Below are 20,276 nucleotides of genomic sequence, written 5' to 3'. Positions count from 1 at the left end.
TTAGGGCTCCGCAGGTTTGAGTTGAGTATCGCTAGGTTGCTGCGCTTCCTCACGATTTTGCTGTTGAATTTGACGTTGTTTATAGTCAGAAATATGTTCACCTTCCAAGGTATTTGGATGAATCACGTATGGAATTAAATGTGCATTGGCATCGATTGCTTCGCCACCGTACTTGGTTTCAGGTAAGTACAATGGATCATAAGGTTGTACGCTAATCACATTTCCAGTACGGTCTTTTTTCAGAATCAGTGCTTCATAGGCAGCATTATGTTGAATTTGCTGTGCAGTATTCAGCATATATTGCTGAATTGGATTAGCAAATACTACGTACAGTACCAAACCCGTCAGGAGCAAATAAATGACACGGTCATTGCGGGGCGGAGCAATTGCAGGCAATCTCTGATATTCATCATAGGCTTCAGTGCGTATATCATCTTCAGGTTTGGTCGCGCGCCAAAATAAAATAAAGCCGACACGGGTGAACGCAATAATACTAAGCAAGCTGACCAAGAGAATGATGCCAATAATCCAGCCTTGATGTGCCATATTGGCAGAGGCTTGCAAAATAAAGACCTTGCCCAAAAATCCACTAAATGGTGGTAAGCCCGCCATCATTAATGCAATCATGAAGTACGTGATAGCCAGTACTTTATGTTGCTTCATTTGCGGGGCAATGTTGAAGTGATCTTTAAATGCGCCACGTTGAGAGGTAATCCAACCGCACAGCAAATAGAAAGCCGCTGCAATTAAGGTACTGTGTACCAAGTAATACAGTGCAGCTGACCATGCCTGTGTGTTCAGCATTGAAATAGCAATCAGGATGGTACCAATTGAAGACAGCATCATAAAACCGACAAAGCGACGTAAGCGCTCAGCACCAATCGCGCCAATGACTCCATACAGGGAAGTAATCAAACCAATCGTCAGTAAGCAGTCTTGTAAGATTTTATGGCTCAGCTCATCATCAAATACGGTTCCATTGACTCGCAAAATAGCATACACACCGACTTTGGTCATGATGGTGAACAAGGCTGCTACAGGAGTTGTTGCCACGGCATAGGTTTTAGGTAACCAAAAACCGACAGGAAGCATGGCAGCTTTAATACCAAACACCACAAATAGCAGTAAGCCACCTGCCACCGCAATTTTATGTGCATCAGCATCGAGTAGGGGAATTAGACGCGCCACATCGGTCATGTTTAAACTGCCGACACTACCGTAAATCATCCCTAAGCCAATTAGGAAGAGGGCAGAGGCTAATAGGTTGATGGTGACGTAATGAATCCCGAGTTGAAAACGTGCTTTGCCTTGACCGTGCAATAACAACACATAAGAAGCAAGGAGTAATACCTCAAAGAAAACGAACAGGTTAAACAAGTCACCTGTGAGGAATGCACCGCAAAGTCCCATGAGCAGGAAATGCACCATGGTGTGAAAATAGCGACCACGCTCATCCCATTTCTTGCTGGAAAACCAAAGCAATGGCAGAGCAAGTGAATAAGTCAGTACCAACATGAGGGCAGACAGTTGATCTAGCACTAAAACAATGCCAAATGGTGCGGCCCATTCGCTCAAGTTATAAACAATAATTTGTCCGCTGCTGACTTGGATTAAATAGCTGATCGCAGTGATTAAACCGAGCGTGGCAGAGATCTGACTAATACCACGACGCCATGGCTGACGCCAGTCATGTGAGAGTGAACCAAAGCCCGGATTACCTAATAGCACCAAAATAAATGCGGTAAAGGTTGGAATTAAGATGCTAAAGATAGGTGAATGCTGTAGCCAAAATTGGAGGAAATCAGTCATTATGGCTCATCCTCACGTGGGTCAAGCAGTGGATATTCTTCTTTGGCATCGACGTGGTCTGTCCCTGTTTCATAACGGCTACGCAACGCCAATTGCACAATAAATGCAATGGTGGCAAAGCCAATCACAATTGCAGTTAACACCAAGGCTTGCGGTAATGGGTCAGAGACTTTCGCGGCTTCAGTCAAAATTGCAGGCGCATTGGTCTGAATACGCCCCATACTAAATAAGAAAATATTGACTGCATAACCAATCATCGCTAAACCCAAAACAACAGGAAAGGTACGGGCACGTAAAATTAAATAAATCCCTGTCGCGACTAACATCCCAATGGCAGACGCAATTAAAAACTCGATACTAATCATTGCATTATTCCTTTGGAAGTGGGCCAGACATGCCTGAGTGACGTGAATCGCCCAAGACCGAAATCATCAACATAACCGCGCCAACCACTGTGACATACACGCCCACATCAAATAAGGCGGCTGAAGCGAGGTGCATTTCACCAATGATTGGAGGATTGACATAAATATGTGCGCTAGTGAGGAAAGGACGTCCCCAGAACCATGCGGCAAGACCTGTCAGACCTGCAATGCTTAAACCCACACCAATCCAAATCTCGTATAAACGTCCAGATTTGGCTTTGAGCATTTGTTCGGTCTGGTCTTGACCAAGCGCAATGTATTGGATGATTAGTGCCATTGCGGTAATTAAACCAGCAATAAAGCCTCCACCCGGTAAGTTATGACCGCGCAAGAAAATATACAGACTGATCACAAGGGCGATAGGTAAAATCCATGAGGCGGTAATACGCAGCATCAACGGTGAAGGATTAAAGCGGTAGGTTAAACCTTGCGTCATGATAGTGCCGTGCGCACGCATACCATCCATTAAACAGAGCGTACCAATCGCGGCAATGCCCAAGACGGCAATTTCACCAAAGGTATCGAAAACACGGAAGTCTACCAAAATGACGTTGACCACGTTGGTTCCGCCACCGAGAGGAATGGATTGCTGATTAAAGAACCATGAAATTGAATTATGGTCGCGGGTTATCACCAGCCATGCAATCCAGCCGATACCAATGCCGCCACCAATCGCAATCAAGGCATCTCGCCAGCGACGTGAGCGGCTTGATTCATAAGGGGTTAATTGTGGGAGCAGGGAGAGACTCATCAGCAATAAAACAGTGGTGACGACATCAACCGTGATTTGGGTTTGTGCCAAGTCAGGTGCAGACAGTCCGACAAATATCATGGTGACAACCAAGCCAACTGCACCGCTGATTAAGACAGCTTTGATGCGCTCATGGTGGAACCACAGCATCATCCAACAGGCAGAGAACAGCAATAACCATAAAACAATGGCAATTATAGGTGCATGTGTGAGTTCGCGTGTACCAGTTGTTAAGCCCTGATTGAATAATGGTAGGGCGACTATGAATACTGTAAAGACAATGATCCACACCAAATAGCTTTGCAGTGAACCATTTTCAGTTTTACGTTTAATTTTGCGAGAAACTTGTAGTAAATGTTTTAAGAATAATTGAAACAGCAGTTTGCCTTGGAATTGACCTAAATGTGGATCGAGGTCAATTTCACGGATTTTTCCACCTTTGGCGAGCGAGAAATAGAAGATGATCCCGCCAAGCAAAGCAATTGCACTCATTAGCAAGGGAAGGTTAAAGCCATGCCAAATTGCTAAATGTGTGCCTTCAAACTGTAACAGTTGGGTACTGGCACGAGTTGTGCTATTGACAATATGCTCGACCAATAAGGCAGGCATCAAGCCGACTAAAATACATAAAACCGCCAATAAAGTTGCGGGTGCACGCATGCCAAACGGGGGTTCGTGAGCTTCTTTATTGGGTACATTTTTACCAATAGGACCGTCAAAGAAAACGCCGTGTACCAAACGTATTGAATAGGCCACTGCAAAAATACCAGCCAGTGTGGCAACAATTGCAGAAACCCACAGTACAGGGCCAGATAAGTTTGCTACCAGTTCGGTAAAGAACATTTCTTTAGACAAAAAGCCGTTGGTCAACGGTACGCCAGCCATAGAAGCCGCGGTAATCATGGTGAGGGTAGCGGTAAAGGGTAGCAGTTGCCATAAGCCACTAAGTTTACGTAAATCACGTGTGCCTGATTCGTGGTCGATAATTCCCGCAATCATAAACAGTGCCGCTTTAAAGGTGGCGTGGTTGATGATATGGAAAATGGCTGCAGCCACTGCCAACGGTGAACCAATGCCCAGTAAACACATGATCAGACCTAAATGACTGATGGTGGAATATGCCAATAAGCCTTTTAAATCTTCTTTGAAAATGGCAAAGAATGCTGCCATACAGAGCGTAAACAGACCAATAAAGGTGACTAGGTTGTGATATAACGCTGCGCCTGCAAAAATTGGCAATAAGCGCGCCAGCAAGAAAATCCCTGCTTTGACCATGGTTGCCGAATGCAGATAGGCAGAAACAGGCGTGGGAGCAGCCATGGCATTCGGTAGCCAGAAGTGAAACGGAAATTGCGCACTTTTAGTAAATGCACCCAGTAAAATCAGCAATAAGGTTGGCACAAATAAATCATGACTTTGAATTTGTTCAGTCATCATTAAGATTTGGTCAATTTGATAGGTGCCTGTGATTTGCGCCAATAACACAAAACCACCGAGCATGGCGAGTCCGCCCATACCTGTAATGGTCAGTGCCATACGTGAGCCGCGTTGTGCCGCTTCGTAATTGCTCCAATAACCCACCAATAAGAAAGAGGAAATACTGGTCAGTTCCCAAAACGTCAGCAACAAAATCAGGTTATTGGAGAGCGAGATTCCCAACATGGCAGCCATAAACAGCATGAGGAGAAAATAGAGTTTACTGAGCGAGTTTTGCGGACTTAAATAATAATAGGCATAAATAAAGATGAGTGTGCCGATTCCTGTGATCAGCAAGGAGAATAATAAACCAAGCGCATCTAGACGAAAGCTTAAATCAATCCCCAATTGTGGCAGCCAAGACCATGTTTGAATGATCGTTTTGCCATTAAAGACTGCTTTTGCTTGAGTCAGGAGCAGAATAAGACTACTCAGACTGACGCCAATCGCCCCTAAAGCCGTTACCCCGCGTGAAAATTGTTTCAGCCACGAGACAAGGGTTGTGCCCAGTACTAACGGTAACAATATAATAATCGGTAGCACACTCATATCCATTGTCGTGAATAGGTTGAAAACCTAAAGGGTGAATCTTATCTTCCAAGGATTACAGGACAGCAACACACCATCCAAAAGATTCAATCTTGAAAGCCAATCAGTTGTGTTAGTAAACACGTGGTCTATTGTTTTGATGAGCGTATTGTCGCAACTTAAACTCAAAACAAGATCATGCAAAAATAATTTTACATGGCTAGGCGGCTCAAGCAGCAAAAATATGCTGATCTTTCGCTGACGATGCAGCGAATTAGGTTGTGCTGGGTTTGGTTAAAGCTGTGTTAAAAATATGGAGATGTGTCAATTTACAACCTAGTTGAACTATGGATGAAGTTGATCTACATCGACCGCATTTTTTTTACAGCTCTCACCGTGTTTGAAAGGTCATTAGACACTATTCAAGATATAAAAAGTTGTATTGCGCAACTTTAGACACTACAGCAAAATCGGATTTTACTATAAAAGTTCAAAATTAATCTGATTTTATTACATGAATAAAACAACATCAATTTTTTTTCATTCAGCAAAGTCATTATATACCGTCCGATATAGGCGGGATAAAGTATTTCCTTGCTTTTTGTCCAAGTATGCGTTGAAAGACTTCGGCAATTAAGATTCAGGCAATTGATCAGGCGCTGGCACACTATCCAATTGTTGAAAGCGTTGTAGCAATTCCTGTTTTTGTTCGGCAGTTAAATGGTGTTGAATCTGTTGCCAAATTTCAGCCGTGCCTAATTGCGTTTGATTTTGTTCTTGTAGGCTGACTTCTTCTGCCCTGTGAGTGGTTTCCAACACATCGGCACAAATTTCTGCAAATTGCGGTTGTAAACTTTGCCATGCGATGGGATGTAACGGTTGATGTCCCAGTTTTAACATAGAAAGCGTTCCGATTCTCCAAAAGTTCGCTGTGGTTGCCTGTGGTCGCAATTTTTAAGCGGAGGAAAAGCTTGATATAGACGGGTCAGTATTTGTGCTGCTTGCTACTGATCGAGTTGATGATCCATTTAGTCAATCACCAAAATGCCATTTCCCTCGCGACACGGATATAACATGATGGGTACTTTCAATTTGCGTGTGGCTTGATAACTAGACTTTAACAACGAGTTTTGTCAGCGCTTTGATCGGCTAAAATAAGCGTAATGGGCAAGTCGTGAGCATTGAGTTAAAGTTTTGGGGCTGTAAAATAGGTGATGTGTCTGAAATGAACCGATGCAATTTTCATAGCGCACCTGCTGCTATTACCCCACCGCTTTGCGTAACGATGTCGGCATTCTTATTTTCAGTTGTTGTACCAAATCGTAAATATGATGAATATTTAAGCTGACTTTAGCACGTGTGCATGCCACGTACAGCAGTCTTAATTCTTCATCACTAATTTTATGGTCCTTGTCGTTCAGTTTAAATTGATAATCGTCTTCAATCTGTACCCGATTCCATTCTAAACCTTTGGCTTTATGCGCTGTCGAAATAATATAGTCGGCTTGGTCAATTGGGGTGATTTTTGCCAACGCTCGTTTGAGTGGATCAGTACCATGATCATCCACCAGTTTGACTAAAGGCTTAATATCGCTGCCATCGTGGGTTTCACAATATTCATGTACATCATGCCAAGAGTTAAACCATGCCAATTCAGGAACATCGGTCACACGTTTGCCTTGTTTGAGCATTGCGGCAGCATCCACAAAACGGTTTAAGCGCACATGGTCGGCTTGCAGACTGACTTTATCGCCATGCACCAAACCTGCCAGTAGCAGTTCCATGGCACGGGCGTTGGTACGGCATAAAATCGCATCACGCATTTTGGTATGCGGTTTGTTGACCACTTTGGAATGTAATTCTGGATTGCCCAAGAGTGGCACGGTTTCATTCAGTCCGCCTAAAATGGCATTGGCCGTCAGCGCAATTTCTTCACCAAAACGGAAAGATGTGGTCAGGCGTGATTCAGGCAAGGGCAGTTGTTGCATGGCATTGACTGCACCACGCCATGCGTAAATTTGCTGGTGTGCATCGCCCACATAAATTACCTGCGTATTGCGTTGCTTGAGTAAAATACCCAACATGAGCGGGTCAGCATCTTGCGCTTCATCAAACAGGACATAATCGGCAGGAATGTTCGGTTCAGACAAAGCCCAAAGTTTGAGGTAAATATCGTGCCCAATACCAGCCTGATGATTGGGGTCAATCGACTCCAGCCAACGCCGCTCTACCGCAGGGTAAAGATGTTTTTGTAAAGTGTCGATGTCGTCTGGGTGCAACCAACTAGGTGCTTGTAAATGCCGTGGGGCAGGGTATTGTGAACTGGTCGAGCAGAAATAACTGACTGCATTTGCGACCAAGCTTGCTAATCGACTTGGCATCAGCACATATTTTTCATAACGTCCGCCCATCATCCGTCTAAGGGTAATTGGCTCTAAACGGTACTCTTTGGCAATAAAGCTAGGGCTTAAGCGTGGCAGACGTAATTTGTCGGTGACTCCACGTGGAACGCTGCGGTAAGCAAGCGAGTGGAAAGTGCGACAATCGACCTGACGGTGAAATTTACTCTGTGCTTCAGAGGCAATGGCTTTGTTAAAAGCCAAATACATGCCACGCCGCTCAGGCATGGCATCACTGATCATTTGTAAGGTCGTGGTTTTACCTGTGCCTGCATAGGCAATCACTTTAAAGGATTTACCCAGACGTGCGTTGTCTATGGCAGTGGTTTGCTCATAGGTCGGGCTGGGCTTGATAATGACAGACACAGATCAGCGTTGGTTTTAATTAAGCGTTAGTGGCTGCGGTTGGCTTTTTCAACTAAGCCAGATAAGCCTTGACGACGTGCCAATTCATTCAGTACCACTTGCGGCTCAATGTCGAAATAACCCAACATCACAATGCTGTGGAACCATAAATCGGCCACTTCATAAATTAGGTCATTTTTATTGTTGGCATTGGCTTCGGTGTTGAAGTCTTTGGCTGCGATAATGGCTTCTACGGTTTCTTCACCGACTTTTTCCAAAATTTTGTTCAAGCCTTTGTGGTACAGCTTTGCTACATAAGAAGAGTCAGGATTGGCGGTTTTACGCTCGCTCATCATTTGCCCTAAATAGGCCAAAACTTCAACCTGTTCAGCTTGTGCCTTAGACTGACTCATGGCCTGCGTGTGGGCATTGGCAGCTTGTTTACCGTAAATTTGATTTGGGTCTTTCAGTTGTGCATCTACAATTTCCCAGCCGTTGGCTGTGAGTTTGCGATAGAAACAAGATTCACGACCTGTGTGGCAGGCAATGCCGCCATGCTGTTCAATTTGTAGAATGATGACATCGGCATCGCAGTCTAAGCGAATTTCATGCACAGTTTGAAAGTGTTCAGATTCTTCGCCTTTGTGCCATAGTTTATTGCGTGAGCGTGAAAAATATACAGCCTGATTTTTTTCAGCAGTCAGTGCCAAGGCTTCACGGTTCATCCATGCCACCATCAACACACGTCCTGTTTGATGATGTTGTGCAATGGCAGGCACTAATCCTTGTTCGTTAAATTTTACTTCATCGAGCCATTGCAAGTTATTCATGAGTTGTTCACCAAAATTAATTTAAATTGTATAGACGCCATTTTTTAAGCGCACGATTTTGCATCGTCCCTATAGTGTACGTGATTCAGGACAATTTACCTAAATTATCTTGCTAGATTTATGCTGTCAAAGCGTTTGCATAAACTGCGGGAAGTTTTGTTTTTCCACCATTTCCAAGAATTCATCACCCAAACGTTGGCTTTCCGCTACGGACTGTTTCCATAAGCGAATTCGCTGCGCTTGATCTAGACCTTTTAAAGTGAAGTCTTTACGATCTGGCAAACGGCCTAAAGGCAGGCTGCTCAAATATTCTGCCGAAGGTGATAGTAAAAGTGTACGAGCCTGATTTTCAGGATTGGCCTTGCGGTTTTTCAACATTTTATCGAACCAGCCCGGGGTGATGCTGTCAGTAAAGTGTGGATACAGCACGATGCCCTGACTCTGGTATGGCAAATCTAAGTGGTAGTCAATCAAGCCACCATCCCGATAACTACCCACTGGTGCATCAGGGATGTCACGAATAGCAGACATTACCCCTGGAATAGACGCTGAGGCGAGTAGCCACGGTGCGACATTTTGTTCATTTAGGGCTTGATAATGGGTGACAAAATCATCCTCAACCATAAACTGTTGCCCTTGCGCAGGTTGGCTGATGACACGCTGCATAAACAAGCGGTTATGTTTGCGTGCAATGGCATTGCTGCCAATAATTCCTGCCACAGAAGCGAGCAAAGGTAAGGCTTGGTCACTTTGGAAAATATGCTGAGCTTTGACTGAAATGACCGTTAGGTGATAGTCAGGGTGGTTAATCAGTTGCTGTTGCTGTCCTTGAATCAGTTCAAACAGCATGTTCTGACAAATATCAGCCACCTCTTGGCGTGACATTTTTTTATGAAAATATAGGTTGGTGTATAAATCGGACAGGCGCTCAGTACCTTGTTTTGCGCCCCAAGCCAAAATACTGGCAAAGCGCCAACTGCCAATGGAAGAACCAACAACAGTACGGCGTTTAGGGGCTTGGGCAAAAAACTCACCAAAAATTGCTTGATCTAGCCCTTGTATGCCAATGCCTTTGGGGCCACCTGCTGCACCAGGAATAATATCAACCTGTTGGGCGTGTAAACCTTCTTGTTCAATCAGTTGGCGGGCCAAATGTCCTGCACGGATACTGAGGGCAGGGGCACGTTTATGCAAAATCTGAGTCATGCTTGATCTATAACGCTACAAATGTGCATTAATTGTAGGTGTGATGATTATTACAACAATGGCGAGAGTCATCACTTGGTGACTGATGAGTCATGCCATGGTTTTTGGGGTGAGTCAGGGCGAATCAGCACAATTAAAAAAATCCTGCTTTAAACAGGATTTTAGTATTTTATATTCTTTTATTAATACGTTATCAACACGTATGGTTTTATTTAGCCATACGCCAAATCGCCAAAAAACTTGCCAACGCGATTAAAACAATAGAGACATACCACGGTGCAATAATCGCAATGGATAGGAAAATCGCCATAATGCTGCCAAAAATCCAGCTGCGTTTTTGCTGATGTTCCATTTGCAGACGCATGCTTTGTAATTCATGCAATTGTTTGGAATGCCAAGCCGATTGGTTTTTTAAACCATTTAAACTGTCAATCATTAAACTTGGTAAGTCTTGCGCACCCAATAATAGGTCTGGAATTTGCTGTCCAATTTCTTTGACATTTTTGACTGGATTCATATTGGCTTTAATCCAATCCGTTAAAATTGGTTTTGCCAGTTTCCAGATATCCAGTTCAGGATATAAGTCTGTGCCCAAGCCTTCAACATGCACCAACGTTTTCAGGAGCAGCATCAATTGTGGTGGAATTTCCAAATGGAAACGACGTGCAATATCCATGACCTGAATCAGAATGCCAGCAAAGTCCAATTCGTGCATTGGTTTTGACACCATTGGCCCGACAGTACGACGCATTTCGCGGGCGAGGGCATCTTGATCTGTGCCTGGTGGAATCCAGCCAGCTTGATGTACGACTTGAATCAGCTGCATAAAGTTGCTGTTCATCACTGCTAGCAACATACGCGCTACGGTCATTTGGTCATGCTTAGATAGCTCGCCCATAATCGCACAATCTAGCGCAATAAAACGCGGATTATTCGGATTGATGGTTTCCACAAAGACGTTGCCAGGGTGCATATCGGCATGAAAAAAGTTGTCACGGAACACTTGGGTAAAGAAAATGGTGAGACCTTTTTCTGCCAAATCGGCTCGATCCATTCCCAAACGATCAAAGGTTGCCGTGTCGGAAATCGGCACACCTGTAATGCGTTCTGCCACCATCACATCTTTACTGTCCAAATAGACTTCAGGCACGTACATCATGCTTGAGCCTGTAAAGTAGTGACGCATGCGGCGGGTGTTGTCGGCTTCTAAGGTCAAATCGAGTTCGTTAAGAATAATTTGACGATAGTCCTGAATAATTTCAGATAAATGTAGAGCGCGTGCCGCTTCTAGACGTTTTTCAAGTGCTGCACCAAGCCATTCCAGAATTTCGAAATCTTGCAGAATTTGCTGGCGAATATCGGGTCGGGTGACTTTAACTACGACTTCACGGCCATCATGCAAGGCAGCGGTATGGACTTGCGCAATAGAGGCTGCAGCTAAGGGTTGCTCATCAAAACGCGCAAACAGGGTATTGATGTCTGCCTTGAGCGATTGCTGAATTCGCATTTGTGCCACGTCAGACCCGAATGGTTTGACACGGTCTTGTAGCAACACCAATTGCTGTAAAACCTCAGGTGGAATCAGGTCGCGACGCGTAGACAGTAATTGCCCGAGCTTAATCGCCAATGGTCCCATTTCCTCTAAAGCCTCTTTGAGCTTCAGCGGGTTTTTACGTTCTTTACTTGACCAAGCGGCAGGGTGCATGCGAATAAAACTGAGCGCATGACGTGCTTTTTCTGGTAGTTCTTCCGCAGGAAACAACGTATCGAGTCTATAGTGCGCGGCAATGCGCCAAAGTTCGAGTAAACGTGAAACATGCGGAATCATAAAGACTTATTCCCTAGGATTGAGTTGAGTTTAAGGTGTCAGAAGCGGTATCTGGCTGTGCATCAAGCTGCGCTTGTAGCTGTCGAATTTTGGCTTCGGCACGATCTAAATTTTGATTGAAAATTCGGGTATCTTGCTGCAAATCATGCATTTGCCAGCGTGGGGCAAATAGACCACTGTCTTCTTTAAGGACATCTTTAGCAAAGAACAAATGACTGTCCAGACTGCGTTTTAAATATTTTGGCGCAAGCTGGATTTTGCCAATTTCATGCGCCAAAGCAGGGCCAATCCACGGGCTTAAGTGTGCGGCCAAGTCTGGTTCAGCTTGCTGCATAATACGCTGTATATCTTGCAAAAGATGATAATCACCTTGCAGTGGAATATTGCCCACTTCATCTGATAGCAACAGTTTGAGCAATTGCACCACATTCTTCACATGCAAGGTCGCCGTTGCTTCAGTCATGCTTGACTGCTGCTCGAATGGGCGTTGTTCAAAGATGGATGCGCTTTCAGTGTGTCCTGTTGGCGTCGGCTCCAGGCGAACCTTGCCATCGTCAAAAAACACATCGACAGAGAGCTGTGGCGAGTCGAGCACTACACGTAACATTTTGCCTTTCAACTCATTGAGCTGAATGCGAGTAATGGCATCCAGATCAATCATATGATGAATTAATCGTTCAACTGCACCGAGTGCCAGAATCGACCACATAACATAAAACCTTAAAGTTTAAAGCCGCGGTGAACCGCCACAATACCACCCGTAAGATTGTGGTAATCACAGTTTCGGAAGCCTGCGTGTTCCATCATGCCTTTGAGGGTACGCTGGTCAGGATGCATACGAATAGATTCAGCCAAGTATTTATAGCTTTCTGAGTCATTTGCGACAATTTTACCCATGAGTGGTAATGCCGTGAATGAATATAGGTCGTATAGCTTAGAGAATGGCTCAAAGACAGGTTTTGAAAATTCTAAAATCAATAAACGACCACCTGGCTTAAGTACACGATACATTGCGGCTAAGGCTGCATCTTTATCGGTCACGTTGCGCAAGCCAAATGAAATGGTCAGCAAGTCAAAGCTGTTGTCTTCAAAGGGTTCTAAAGTTTCGGCATTGGCCAGTACGAAATCGACATTGGTACAGCCTGCATCAATGAGACGGTCACGCCCAACATTCAGCATAGATTCGTTAATATCTGACAGTACCACATGACCTGTAGGGCCAACTTCACGGCTAAAAACTTTAGCTAAGTCACCTGTGCCACCCGCAATATCCAGCACGCGCTGACCACGACGTACACCAGACATATTAATTGCAAAACGCTTCCATAAACGGTGAATACCAAATGACATTAAGTCGTTCATAATGTCGTATTTGCTTGCAACCGAATGGAAGACTTCAGCGACTTTGTGGGCTTTATCTTCACTGCTAACGGTTTGATAGCCGAAGTGTGTGGTTGCACCGACATTGCCTGTATTGGCACCGCGCGGCAAATTATATTTTGGTACTGAACCCGTGACAGGCGTGTCCGTTAATTTTTGTTCTAAAGATTGTTGCTGACCTTGTGGAGCGCCTTGTGGTAGAGCTTCGGTTAAGAATGGACTCACTTTGTCTGTTGGTTGTGCCGACTCGGGAGTAGCGGTAGGCGTTTGATTTTCATTCGACATTGGAGTCACTCCTCAGGATAAAAAGGCTTAAGGCTGCAGTATATGCATGATGACAGATTCTAAGCACTTGTACAGTAATCATCATGCAATTGTTATGAATAATATACAGAAAAAACCAAAGATTGCGTAAGTGTGCGGCATAAGTGTTGGTTATTTCACACATTTGGATTATTAAAATGGATGCAAATCACCCGCATGCACTTTGGCAATAATTTCACGTTCTGTAGTAGTAAATTGTTTCACAAATTTCTCTGCAGACTTTAATGGTTTCATGGCTAAAAAACCATCTTGCATAAACTCATACATAATTTGAAAACTGTATTTTTGCGCTGCGCCTTTACACATTTTGAAAGCGGTATAGACCACAAAAGAGCGCATATATTTATCTAGGTTTTTACCCAATTCATCTAACATATTAAGTTGCTGTAAGCGCGCTTCGCCCTGATCAAGCTTTAAATAAGTCAGACGCATCATCTCATCATTTAAAGGCATATTTTCAGGATAGTCCTGCAGCAATTGTATCGCGACTTGTTCATCTAACTGCACCGCTAAAATCGCCAGACTCACTCCTGATGTCCCTGTTTTGATTGCATTTTCAGGAATGATTTTTTCAGCTTTATGTGCATATTTCAATAGGCGGGCAATTTGACCTGCCAAAGCGTCAAAATCAGGGCCACCATATAAGCGATTTAAAAAATATTCAGCCATTAAGACATTGTGCTTTTCGGCAAACTGTGTGGCATGGGTGCGTTGCATACGCTGCTTTTGCCATGCTTGCACATCTTGTAAGCGTTGAAATAAAACAGGATTTTTATGATATTTAAATTGATAATACAGTTCTAATAGCTTATCTAAAGCAGCAAGTTTAGACATAGGGTGTCTCATGATTGAGTTGAATGGGCAAATCTTAATGTGAGTTTGGGCTTCTCGCTATGACAAATTGCACAGAATTCCTAATGGCAGAGGTCAGTGTGTGAGATGAATCTACAAAAAAATGCCAAAAGTTTAAAAAAAAATGGGTCGAAATTTGTATACTGATGCAATAACACAAGAACAGAGCAGAATATGTCAAAAGCAAATACTGAATTTAAACTCATGGAAGAAGAACAACTTTCAGTCAAGCTCATTGAAGCTCAATATGCTTTAAAAAATACCAAAGGTGAAAAAAATGCCAAAAGCTTGCTGATTTTAGTAAGTGGTATTGAGTTGGCAGGTAAGGGTGAGGCGGTTAAACAATTAAGAGAATGGGTCGATCCGCGTTATTTAAGGGTAAAAGCCGATGCTCCCAATCCGTTTAATCCCAAACAGGCATTTTGGCAGCCTTATGCACGTTTTATTCCTGCCGAAGGTCAAATCATGTTGATGTTTGGCAACTGGTATAGTGACTTATTAAGCACAGCCATGCATGTGTCCAAACAAATTGATGACACGATGTTTGATAATTATGTTGAAAAAATGCGTGCCTATGAAGAAGACTTAAAAAATAATCATGTGGATGTCATCAAAATCTGGTTCGATTTATCGTGGAAATCATTACAAAAACGACTGGATGATATGGAGCCGAGCGAAGTGCATTGGCATAAATTGCACGGTTTGGATTGGCGCAATAAAAAACAATATGACAATATACAGAAGCTGCGCCAACGCTTTACCGATGATTGGATTATGATTGATTGCGAAGATGAAACCATCCGCGATCAGCAATTTGCACAGCATATTTTACGTGCATTACAGCATTGTCCTGTGCATCCAACCAGTTCGGGGATTACTTGGCAAGCTGCAGAAATTCCTGAAGTTTTACTTAACCCTGTATCTGAATCGGTCAATGATGATGATTATAAAGCAGAGTTAAAGAAACTCACTAAAAAAGTGGCAGATGCACTGCGTTTTGATAACCGTAATGTCAGCCTTGTTTTTGAAGGGATGGACGCTGCAGGCAAAGGCGGCGCGATTAAGCGGATTGTAAAAAAACTGGATCCGCGTGAATACGAAATTTATACCATTAGCGCCCCTGAAGCCTTTGAAATCAGCCGTCCTTATTTGTGGCGTTTTTGGACGAAAATTCTGCCTGAAGAAAAAATCAATATTTTTGACCGTTCTTGGTATGGGCGGGTATTGGTGGAACGTGTAGAAAGTTTGATTAGTCCACTGGAATGGCAGCGTGCCTATGACGAAATCAACCGCTTTGAACAAGATTTAAATGACCATCAAACTGTCGTGATTAAATTTTGGTTAGCCATTAGTAAAGATGAGCAAGAGCTGCGTTTTAAAGCACGTCAGGAAACCCCACATAAGCGTTTTAAAATTACAGATGAAGATTGGCGTAACCGTAGCCGCTGGGATGATTATTTGGTGGCTGCGGCAGATATGCTGCAACGTACCAGTACTGAATATGCACCGTGGCATATCATTCCAAGTAATGACAAAAATGCAGCACGTTTGGAAATTTTAAGAACTATCTTGAAACAACTCAAGGCAGAATAATCTGCCTTGAGGCTGTAAAGTCTGTGTGTTGAGTGAGCTTGATTTAAGAATTAAGCATTCACAACTTTGGCTTGTTTAAGCTGAATGCTTTTTGCCAGTTTGTAGCTTTCTTCAACATGCGTTTCGGCAATTTTTTTCATAATAAAATAACCTAACCCTGCAGCCACCATTTGACCACCCAATGGAATAAACTTGGTGACTTGTTTGGCGATGTATTTGGCTGCGACATTATTCAGGGATTTTTTTACTGCAGTGCGCGCTACGACTAAACCTGAAAATTCTACACCGCGTTTACGCAATTCGCTCCAGTGGACTTTTCGGGTTTCAGGATCGTACACACTGATTTGCTCAGGAGATAAGCCAAAACGTGCATTAATTTCTGGAACCAGTTGCGACAAAATGCCCACATCAATCACGACGTCCAAAAATGGTACAGGAATGACTGCTGCACCTGCTGAAAAATAGGCACGTTTTTTAACCAGTTCTAAGCATTCTGCACGAATCTTTTCCAAGTCTAGGTTTGGATCAATGCTGTCTGGAATTGTCTCTCTTTTTATCATAGGTACAACCTTAAATTGGCGAGTAATTGTATGCTGTATGCTAAATAAACTACTTTGTTCAAAGCAATTTTGAAAAAAGTAGGCAATAAAAGTATGCTTGTAAAGTGGCATATACCATTGTAAGTGTACAGCTAATAATCTTTATTCTTTTGTTGTACTTAGGCGAGTGACAGATCAACTGCCTTCTCGTACTTTCTTTTTAAATAAATTTAAGGGCAGCTGATGGCGATTCATGTCATACAAAGTCAACGTATAGAAGTTTTAGTCAATGAAATGTTGAAAACCATACGTCAACCGACATCAAATCCGCTTCAGGTCCTACAAACTCAGCATTTTATTGTACCTTCGCTAGCTGTAGAGAAATGGCTAACGGAAAAAATTGCTGAACAAAAAGGCATTAGTGCCAATACTGAATTTCATCATCGTATTCGTGCCTTTCAATGGGCGGCTTATCAGGCAGTTTTAGATGATAAAGATCGGGTTCGTCAGGCAAATATTCCACGTATTGTGATGCAATGGCGTGTGTTTTATAACTTGCAACCGTGGATACAACATGAACAAAATCCATTGCCTGCCGAGCATGCTTTACATTCTTTGATCCAACGAATTTATGACAGTGCAGAGCAGTTGCCACAAGGTTTAGAAAAGCAGCTTAAAAAGCAAAATATGCTGTATTGGGTGGCAGATAAAGTTTCACGTTTATTTAGCAATTACATGGTTTATCGTGGTTTTTGTCAAAAAGGCTGCGAGGGTGTCTGCCAGTGCCAAAGCAATTGGTTGGCGGTTTGGGGGCAGCAGAAACGTCTGAATTTAAAGCAACAAATTTATACCCCTCAAAACTTTGCGAGCGAAGAAGAAAAACAAGCGGCATTAGAAATTTACGCATTTACTCAAGCGCAAGCCGAAGAATTAGAGCAATGGCAAAGTTGGTTATGGTCGCATATTTTTCATGCCGATTTCGAAAAAATGCAGGAGATTGACCAGCAATTTTGGCAAGCCTTGGGCGATCCTGAAAATCCAAATCCGTGTATGAACAAATTACCTAAACAGTTGGTGATTTTTACCTTATTAGACTTGCCGCCAAGTCAATTGTGGTTTATTCGCCGTTTGGCACAGTATATGGATATTTTTATTCTGCATTACAACCCATCGCAAGAATATTGGGCAGACATGGTCGATCCTAAATGGAAATTAAACATGGATGCGCGAATCAAAAGTCGTTTTATTCGTGAGATGGAAAGTCAAAATAAAGCGGTAAGTGATGATGATATTACCGCGTATATCAAAAAATATAATGGTGAATTTAATGCTGATATGCGTGAGTCACATCATCCCTTGCTAACACGTTTTGGTAAACAGGCGCGGGATCACTTTTCTTTGTTGGCGGCGTTATCGAGTGGTGACGAAGGCGAGTGGTACGATCTTTTCCCTGAAGAAGAGCCGCAACATTTACTGGGTAAAATTCAATCTGATGTGTTGAATTTGGTTGAGCCAGCCGCTCAGGCGTATGACTTAGACCCTGCCGATGAGTCACTGCAGATTCATGTGTGCCATTCAAGTTTACGTCAGCTTGAGGTACTCAAAGATCGTTTAATTGCGTGGTTAGGGCAAGATGACAGCCGCCAAGCCAGTGATATTTTGGTATTGAGTCCGAAACTCAAAGAACAAGAGTCTTTAATTCGCAGTGTATTTGCTGCACCGCCAAGTGAACGTGATCTTTATCAGAAAGGACAACAAAAATCACAGCAGAATCAAGCCACTTTAGGGCATCAACTGACTCAAGACAGTGTGTATTTGCCTATTCAAATTGCAGGCATCAGCTCTTTAGATATTCATAATGCATGGCGAGCAGTGGTTGGGCGTATCACGTTGGTACAAGGACGTTTTAGCTTTGAAGAGTTTGGCGACTGGTTGAGTTTGGCTGCGACACAACAGCGTTATGCATTGAATTTAAACAATATTGAGCGCATGAATGAGTTGTTGGCCAATGCGGGTTTTAAACGTGGTTTGGATGCCGAGCATTTAAAACGTAGTCTGAGTGCAGATGATCAAGATTATCGGTTTAGCTTAAAGTTTGCTTTAGATCGTTTAGCTTTAGGTGTTGCGGTGCCTGAGCATTGCGTGGTTCAACACACTTTAAGTTATGCTGATGTGCAAAGCAGCGATTTTGAGTTGATCTTTAAACTGATTCAAATTTATCAGGATTTTGCACAGCGCCGTGATTGGCTGATTCAGCATGAATTGGGGCAAGCCAAAACGGTGGAATATTGGCTCAAGCAACTGATGCAAGATTTGAGTGAATTTCAGGATGCTGGGGTAGATGTGTTGGCATCGGTGTTTAGTTTGGTGCAAAAACATGATCGTATGTTGACCTTAGCCAGTTATTTTGATGCACAATCGGGTCAAGATTTGCGTCAATTAAGCTTACCGCTCGATTATATTCTGCAAGAAATTTCAGCCCAGCTCGAAACCCAACTCGAACAAGCCAGCCCATCGGGCGCCATTACCTTTAGCCAAATTGGTGCAATTCGTCCACTGCCATATAAGCTGATTGTGATGTTGAATTTGGATAATGGCGTGTTCCCAAGTCGTGATCAGCAATTGGCTTTTGATTTGATGCAATTATTAAAACCACAACTGGGAGATCGTTCACGGATTGAGGATGATCAGGGGGCATTTTTAGACAGTTTATTGTTGGCGCAAGACAGTGTTTGGCTATTTTATAACGGTTTTGATGTCAGCGATGGTGAGGTACGTGATCCATCCGTGGTGGTGCAGGAATTTGTGCAGCATTTGGCATTGATTGTGAAACATCCTGATGGCGCTAGCGATTCACGCTTAAACTTGAATGGTGTCGAAATTCCTGCGCAATTGAAATCTCTTTATTATTTACATAGTTTGCAACCTTTCGATCAGCTGCGTTTTGCTGAAAGCCGTGAAGTTCGCTTTAAAGATCAATGGTATCGGGTGGCTAAACAAATGCAGCAAGAAACCACACCACGTGAAGCATGGTTTGGAGAATATCCATTATTGCCGCAAGATGTGGTGGTCTTAGACAGTATGCAATGGATTCGAGATGTGTGTTTCCCTGCGCGTGCCTATTTAAAAGCGATTGGGGTCGAAAATTTACAATCCGACACTGCTGCAATGAACCACGAGCCGCTGATTTTAAATGGCTTGGAAAAATATAGTGTGCGTGATTTTTTACTGCAACATGGCGAGCAAGATGCAGAAAGCTTGTTGCAAGATACCTTGCCTGTGGGCAAAACCTTAAATGCCACGTTTCAAACGGGACTGCAAGAACAGCAATATTTACGTGACACACTGCAGCAATTTGCAGATGAAGCAACCGCAACAACGCAACAGCTATGGAAAATGAATCCACATTTGCATATCCGTATTCAAGTGCCTGAACAGCCGACAAAGCTTTGGTGTAGCGTGGTGGCAGCGAGTGCCAGACCAAGAAAATATGCCGAAGTGTGGTTGGAATATCTGTTCTGGGTGGTCTATCAGAATACAGAACAACAAGATTTAGAGCGGATTGTGGTGTGTAAAGATGCGGTGATTCATTTTGCCAATATCAATGCACAGCAAGCACACGAGTATTTAGCCCAGTGGTTTGAGTTCTGGAAACACGCACAGCAATATCCTGTGTTATTGCCTGCGGCTTTAGTTTTAAAAATGAAAGATAAAAAAGAATTTGAAATCCAATGGGATGAAGCTCAGTCCGATCAGGTTTTGAATATGGAAAGCTTCGTAAAACATTGGCATGACGGTGCTTGGGGAGGTTTTATTGATGAAAGTGAGAAAAACCACCCAGACTGGGCATTTATTTTTCAAGACAGTGAAACTGAACCGTTGTTGATTGAGGCGTTTAAGCAATATAGCCATCGACTGTATCAGCCCATCATTGAAAATTATGAGTCTGCGAAAAATCTTCAAAAACAAGGGGAATCTGCGTGAACTCATC

At 43.2% G+C, this 20,276-nt stretch carries 14 protein-coding genes; 2 read left to right on the top strand and 12 right to left on the bottom strand.

Annotation, left to right across the window (positions count from 1 at the left end; genetic code table 11):
• From L6C30_RS08480 to L6C30_RS08430, 11 genes are all read right to left on the bottom strand, one after another.
• Nucleotides 1-1,809, bottom strand: coding sequence for a monovalent cation/H+ antiporter subunit D (locus tag L6C30_RS08480; protein WP_236162873.1), 1,809 nt, complete (start codon nt 1,807-1,809; stop codon nt 1-3).
• Nucleotides 1,809-2,174 carry a Na+/H+ antiporter subunit C gene (locus tag L6C30_RS08475; protein ID WP_236162874.1) on the bottom strand — a complete coding sequence of 122 codons (366 nt, stop codon included), beginning with the start codon at nt 2,172-2,174 and terminating at the stop codon, nt 1,809-1,811. Before L6C30_RS08475 ends, L6C30_RS08480 begins: the two co-directional genes overlap by 1 nt.
• A gap of 4 nt (nt 2,175-2,178) precedes the next feature.
• The gene (locus tag L6C30_RS08470; RefSeq protein WP_236162875.1) at nt 2,179-5,016 is read right to left on the bottom strand and encodes a monovalent cation/H+ antiporter subunit A; all 2,838 of its coding nucleotides are present in this window, start codon (nt 5,014-5,016) and stop codon (nt 2,179-2,181) included.
• Nucleotides 5,017-5,622: 606 nt separating this feature from the next.
• Nucleotides 5,623-5,889 (bottom strand): hypothetical protein, encoded by a 267-nt coding sequence (locus L6C30_RS08465; RefSeq protein WP_019836070.1) that lies wholly within the window; start codon nt 5,887-5,889, stop codon nt 5,623-5,625.
• Nucleotides 5,890-6,251: 362 nt separating this feature from the next.
• Complete coding sequence (locus L6C30_RS08460; protein WP_019836069.1) at nt 6,252-7,754, bottom strand: UvrD-helicase domain-containing protein; 1,503 nt, start codon at nt 7,752-7,754, stop codon at nt 6,252-6,254.
• 26 nt (nt 7,755-7,780) lie between these two features.
• Entirely contained in the window at nt 7,781-8,563 is a 783-nt protein-coding gene (gene hisIE, locus L6C30_RS08455) for a bifunctional phosphoribosyl-AMP cyclohydrolase/phosphoribosyl-ATP diphosphatase HisIE (RefSeq protein WP_019836068.1), read from the bottom strand.
• 126 nt (nt 8,564-8,689) lie between these two features.
• Nucleotides 8,690-9,769 carry a patatin-like phospholipase family protein gene (locus tag L6C30_RS08450; protein WP_070154378.1) on the bottom strand — a complete coding sequence of 360 codons (1,080 nt, stop codon included), beginning with the start codon at nt 9,767-9,769 and terminating at the stop codon, nt 8,690-8,692.
• A 208-nt stretch (nt 9,770-9,977) separates the two neighbouring features.
• Complete coding sequence (locus L6C30_RS08445; protein ID WP_070154379.1) at nt 9,978-11,597, bottom strand: AarF/ABC1/UbiB kinase family protein; 1,620 nt, start codon at nt 11,595-11,597, stop codon at nt 9,978-9,980.
• Nucleotides 11,598-11,610: 13 nt separating this feature from the next.
• A complete protein-coding gene (locus tag L6C30_RS08440; protein WP_070154381.1) occupies nt 11,611-12,306 on the bottom strand; it encodes an SCP2 domain-containing protein in 696 nt (231 codons plus the stop codon).
• Nucleotides 12,307-12,317: 11 nt separating this feature from the next.
• Complete coding sequence (gene ubiE, locus L6C30_RS08435) at nt 12,318-13,262, bottom strand: bifunctional demethylmenaquinone methyltransferase/2-methoxy-6-polyprenyl-1,4-benzoquinol methylase UbiE (protein ID WP_236162876.1); 945 nt, start codon at nt 13,260-13,262, stop codon at nt 12,318-12,320.
• Nucleotides 13,263-13,433: 171 nt separating this feature from the next.
• Nucleotides 13,434-14,135 carry a hypothetical protein gene (locus tag L6C30_RS08430; protein ID WP_070154383.1) on the bottom strand — a complete coding sequence of 234 codons (702 nt, stop codon included), beginning with the start codon at nt 14,133-14,135 and terminating at the stop codon, nt 13,434-13,436.
• Between the two features lie 192 nt (nt 14,136-14,327).
• Here L6C30_RS08430 and L6C30_RS08425 point away from each other — a divergent pair, with 192 nt between their 5' ends.
• A complete protein-coding gene (locus tag L6C30_RS08425) occupies nt 14,328-15,746 on the top strand; it encodes a phosphate--AMP phosphotransferase (RefSeq protein WP_236162877.1) in 1,419 nt (472 codons plus the stop codon).
• A gap of 50 nt (nt 15,747-15,796) precedes the next feature.
• On the opposite strand, the gene L6C30_RS08420 is transcribed toward L6C30_RS08425, so the two are convergent.
• Nucleotides 15,797-16,306: a hypothetical protein gene (locus L6C30_RS08420; RefSeq protein WP_374706589.1), complete on the bottom strand. Its 510-nt coding sequence runs from the start codon at nt 16,304-16,306 to the stop codon at nt 15,797-15,799.
• Nucleotides 16,307-16,528: 222 nt separating this feature from the next.
• Between L6C30_RS08420 and L6C30_RS08415 the strand changes: the two genes are divergently transcribed.
• On the top strand, nt 16,529-20,269 hold the full coding sequence (locus L6C30_RS08415) for an exodeoxyribonuclease V subunit gamma (protein WP_236162878.1): 3,741 nt from the start codon (nt 16,529-16,531) through the stop codon (nt 20,267-20,269).
• Nucleotides 20,270-20,276: the final 7 nt, after the last annotated feature.

The organism is Acinetobacter sp. KAM396 (genome assembly GCF_021602765.1).
GTDB lineage: Bacteria > Pseudomonadota > Gammaproteobacteria > Pseudomonadales > Moraxellaceae > Acinetobacter > Acinetobacter towneri_A.
The sequence above is the reverse complement of the archived record's forward strand: the minus strand, read 5'-3'. Positions and strand labels throughout refer to the sequence as shown.

Excerpts from the sequence above, each read along its gene's own strand:
- L6C30_RS08480 (WP_236162873.1), bottom strand. The coding sequence starts at position 1,809 with ATGACTGATTTCCTCCAATTTTGGCTACAGCATTCACCTATCTTTAGC.
- L6C30_RS08475 (WP_236162874.1), bottom strand. The coding sequence starts at position 2,174 with ATGATTAGTATCGAGTTTTTAATTGCGTCTGCCATTGGGATGTTAGTC.
- L6C30_RS08470 (WP_236162875.1), bottom strand. The coding sequence starts at position 5,016 with ATGGATATGAGTGTGCTACCGATTATTATATTGTTACCGTTAGTACTG.
- L6C30_RS08465 (WP_019836070.1), bottom strand. The coding sequence starts at position 5,889 with ATGTTAAAACTGGGACATCAACCGTTACATCCCATCGCATGGCAAAGT.
- hisIE (WP_019836068.1), bottom strand. The coding sequence starts at position 8,563 with ATGAATAACTTGCAATGGCTCGATGAAGTAAAATTTAACGAACAAGGA.
- L6C30_RS08450 (WP_070154378.1), bottom strand. The coding sequence starts at position 9,769 with ATGACTCAGATTTTGCATAAACGTGCCCCTGCCCTCAGTATCCGTGCA.
- L6C30_RS08445 (WP_070154379.1), bottom strand. The coding sequence starts at position 11,597 with ATGATTCCGCATGTTTCACGTTTACTCGAACTTTGGCGCATTGCCGCG.
- L6C30_RS08440 (WP_070154381.1), bottom strand. The coding sequence starts at position 12,306 with ATGTGGTCGATTCTGGCACTCGGTGCAGTTGAACGATTAATTCATCAT.
- ubiE (WP_236162876.1), bottom strand. The coding sequence starts at position 13,262 with ATGTCGAATGAAAATCAAACGCCTACCGCTACTCCCGAGTCGGCACAA.
- L6C30_RS08430 (WP_070154383.1), bottom strand. The coding sequence starts at position 14,135 with ATGTCTAAACTTGCTGCTTTAGATAAGCTATTAGAACTGTATTATCAA.
- L6C30_RS08425 (WP_236162877.1), top strand. The coding sequence starts at position 14,328 with ATGTCAAAAGCAAATACTGAATTTAAACTCATGGAAGAAGAACAACTT.
- L6C30_RS08420 (WP_374706589.1), bottom strand. The coding sequence starts at position 16,306 with ATGATAAAAAGAGAGACAATTCCAGACAGCATTGATCCAAACCTAGAC.
- L6C30_RS08415 (WP_236162878.1), top strand. The coding sequence starts at position 16,529 with ATGGCGATTCATGTCATACAAAGTCAACGTATAGAAGTTTTAGTCAAT.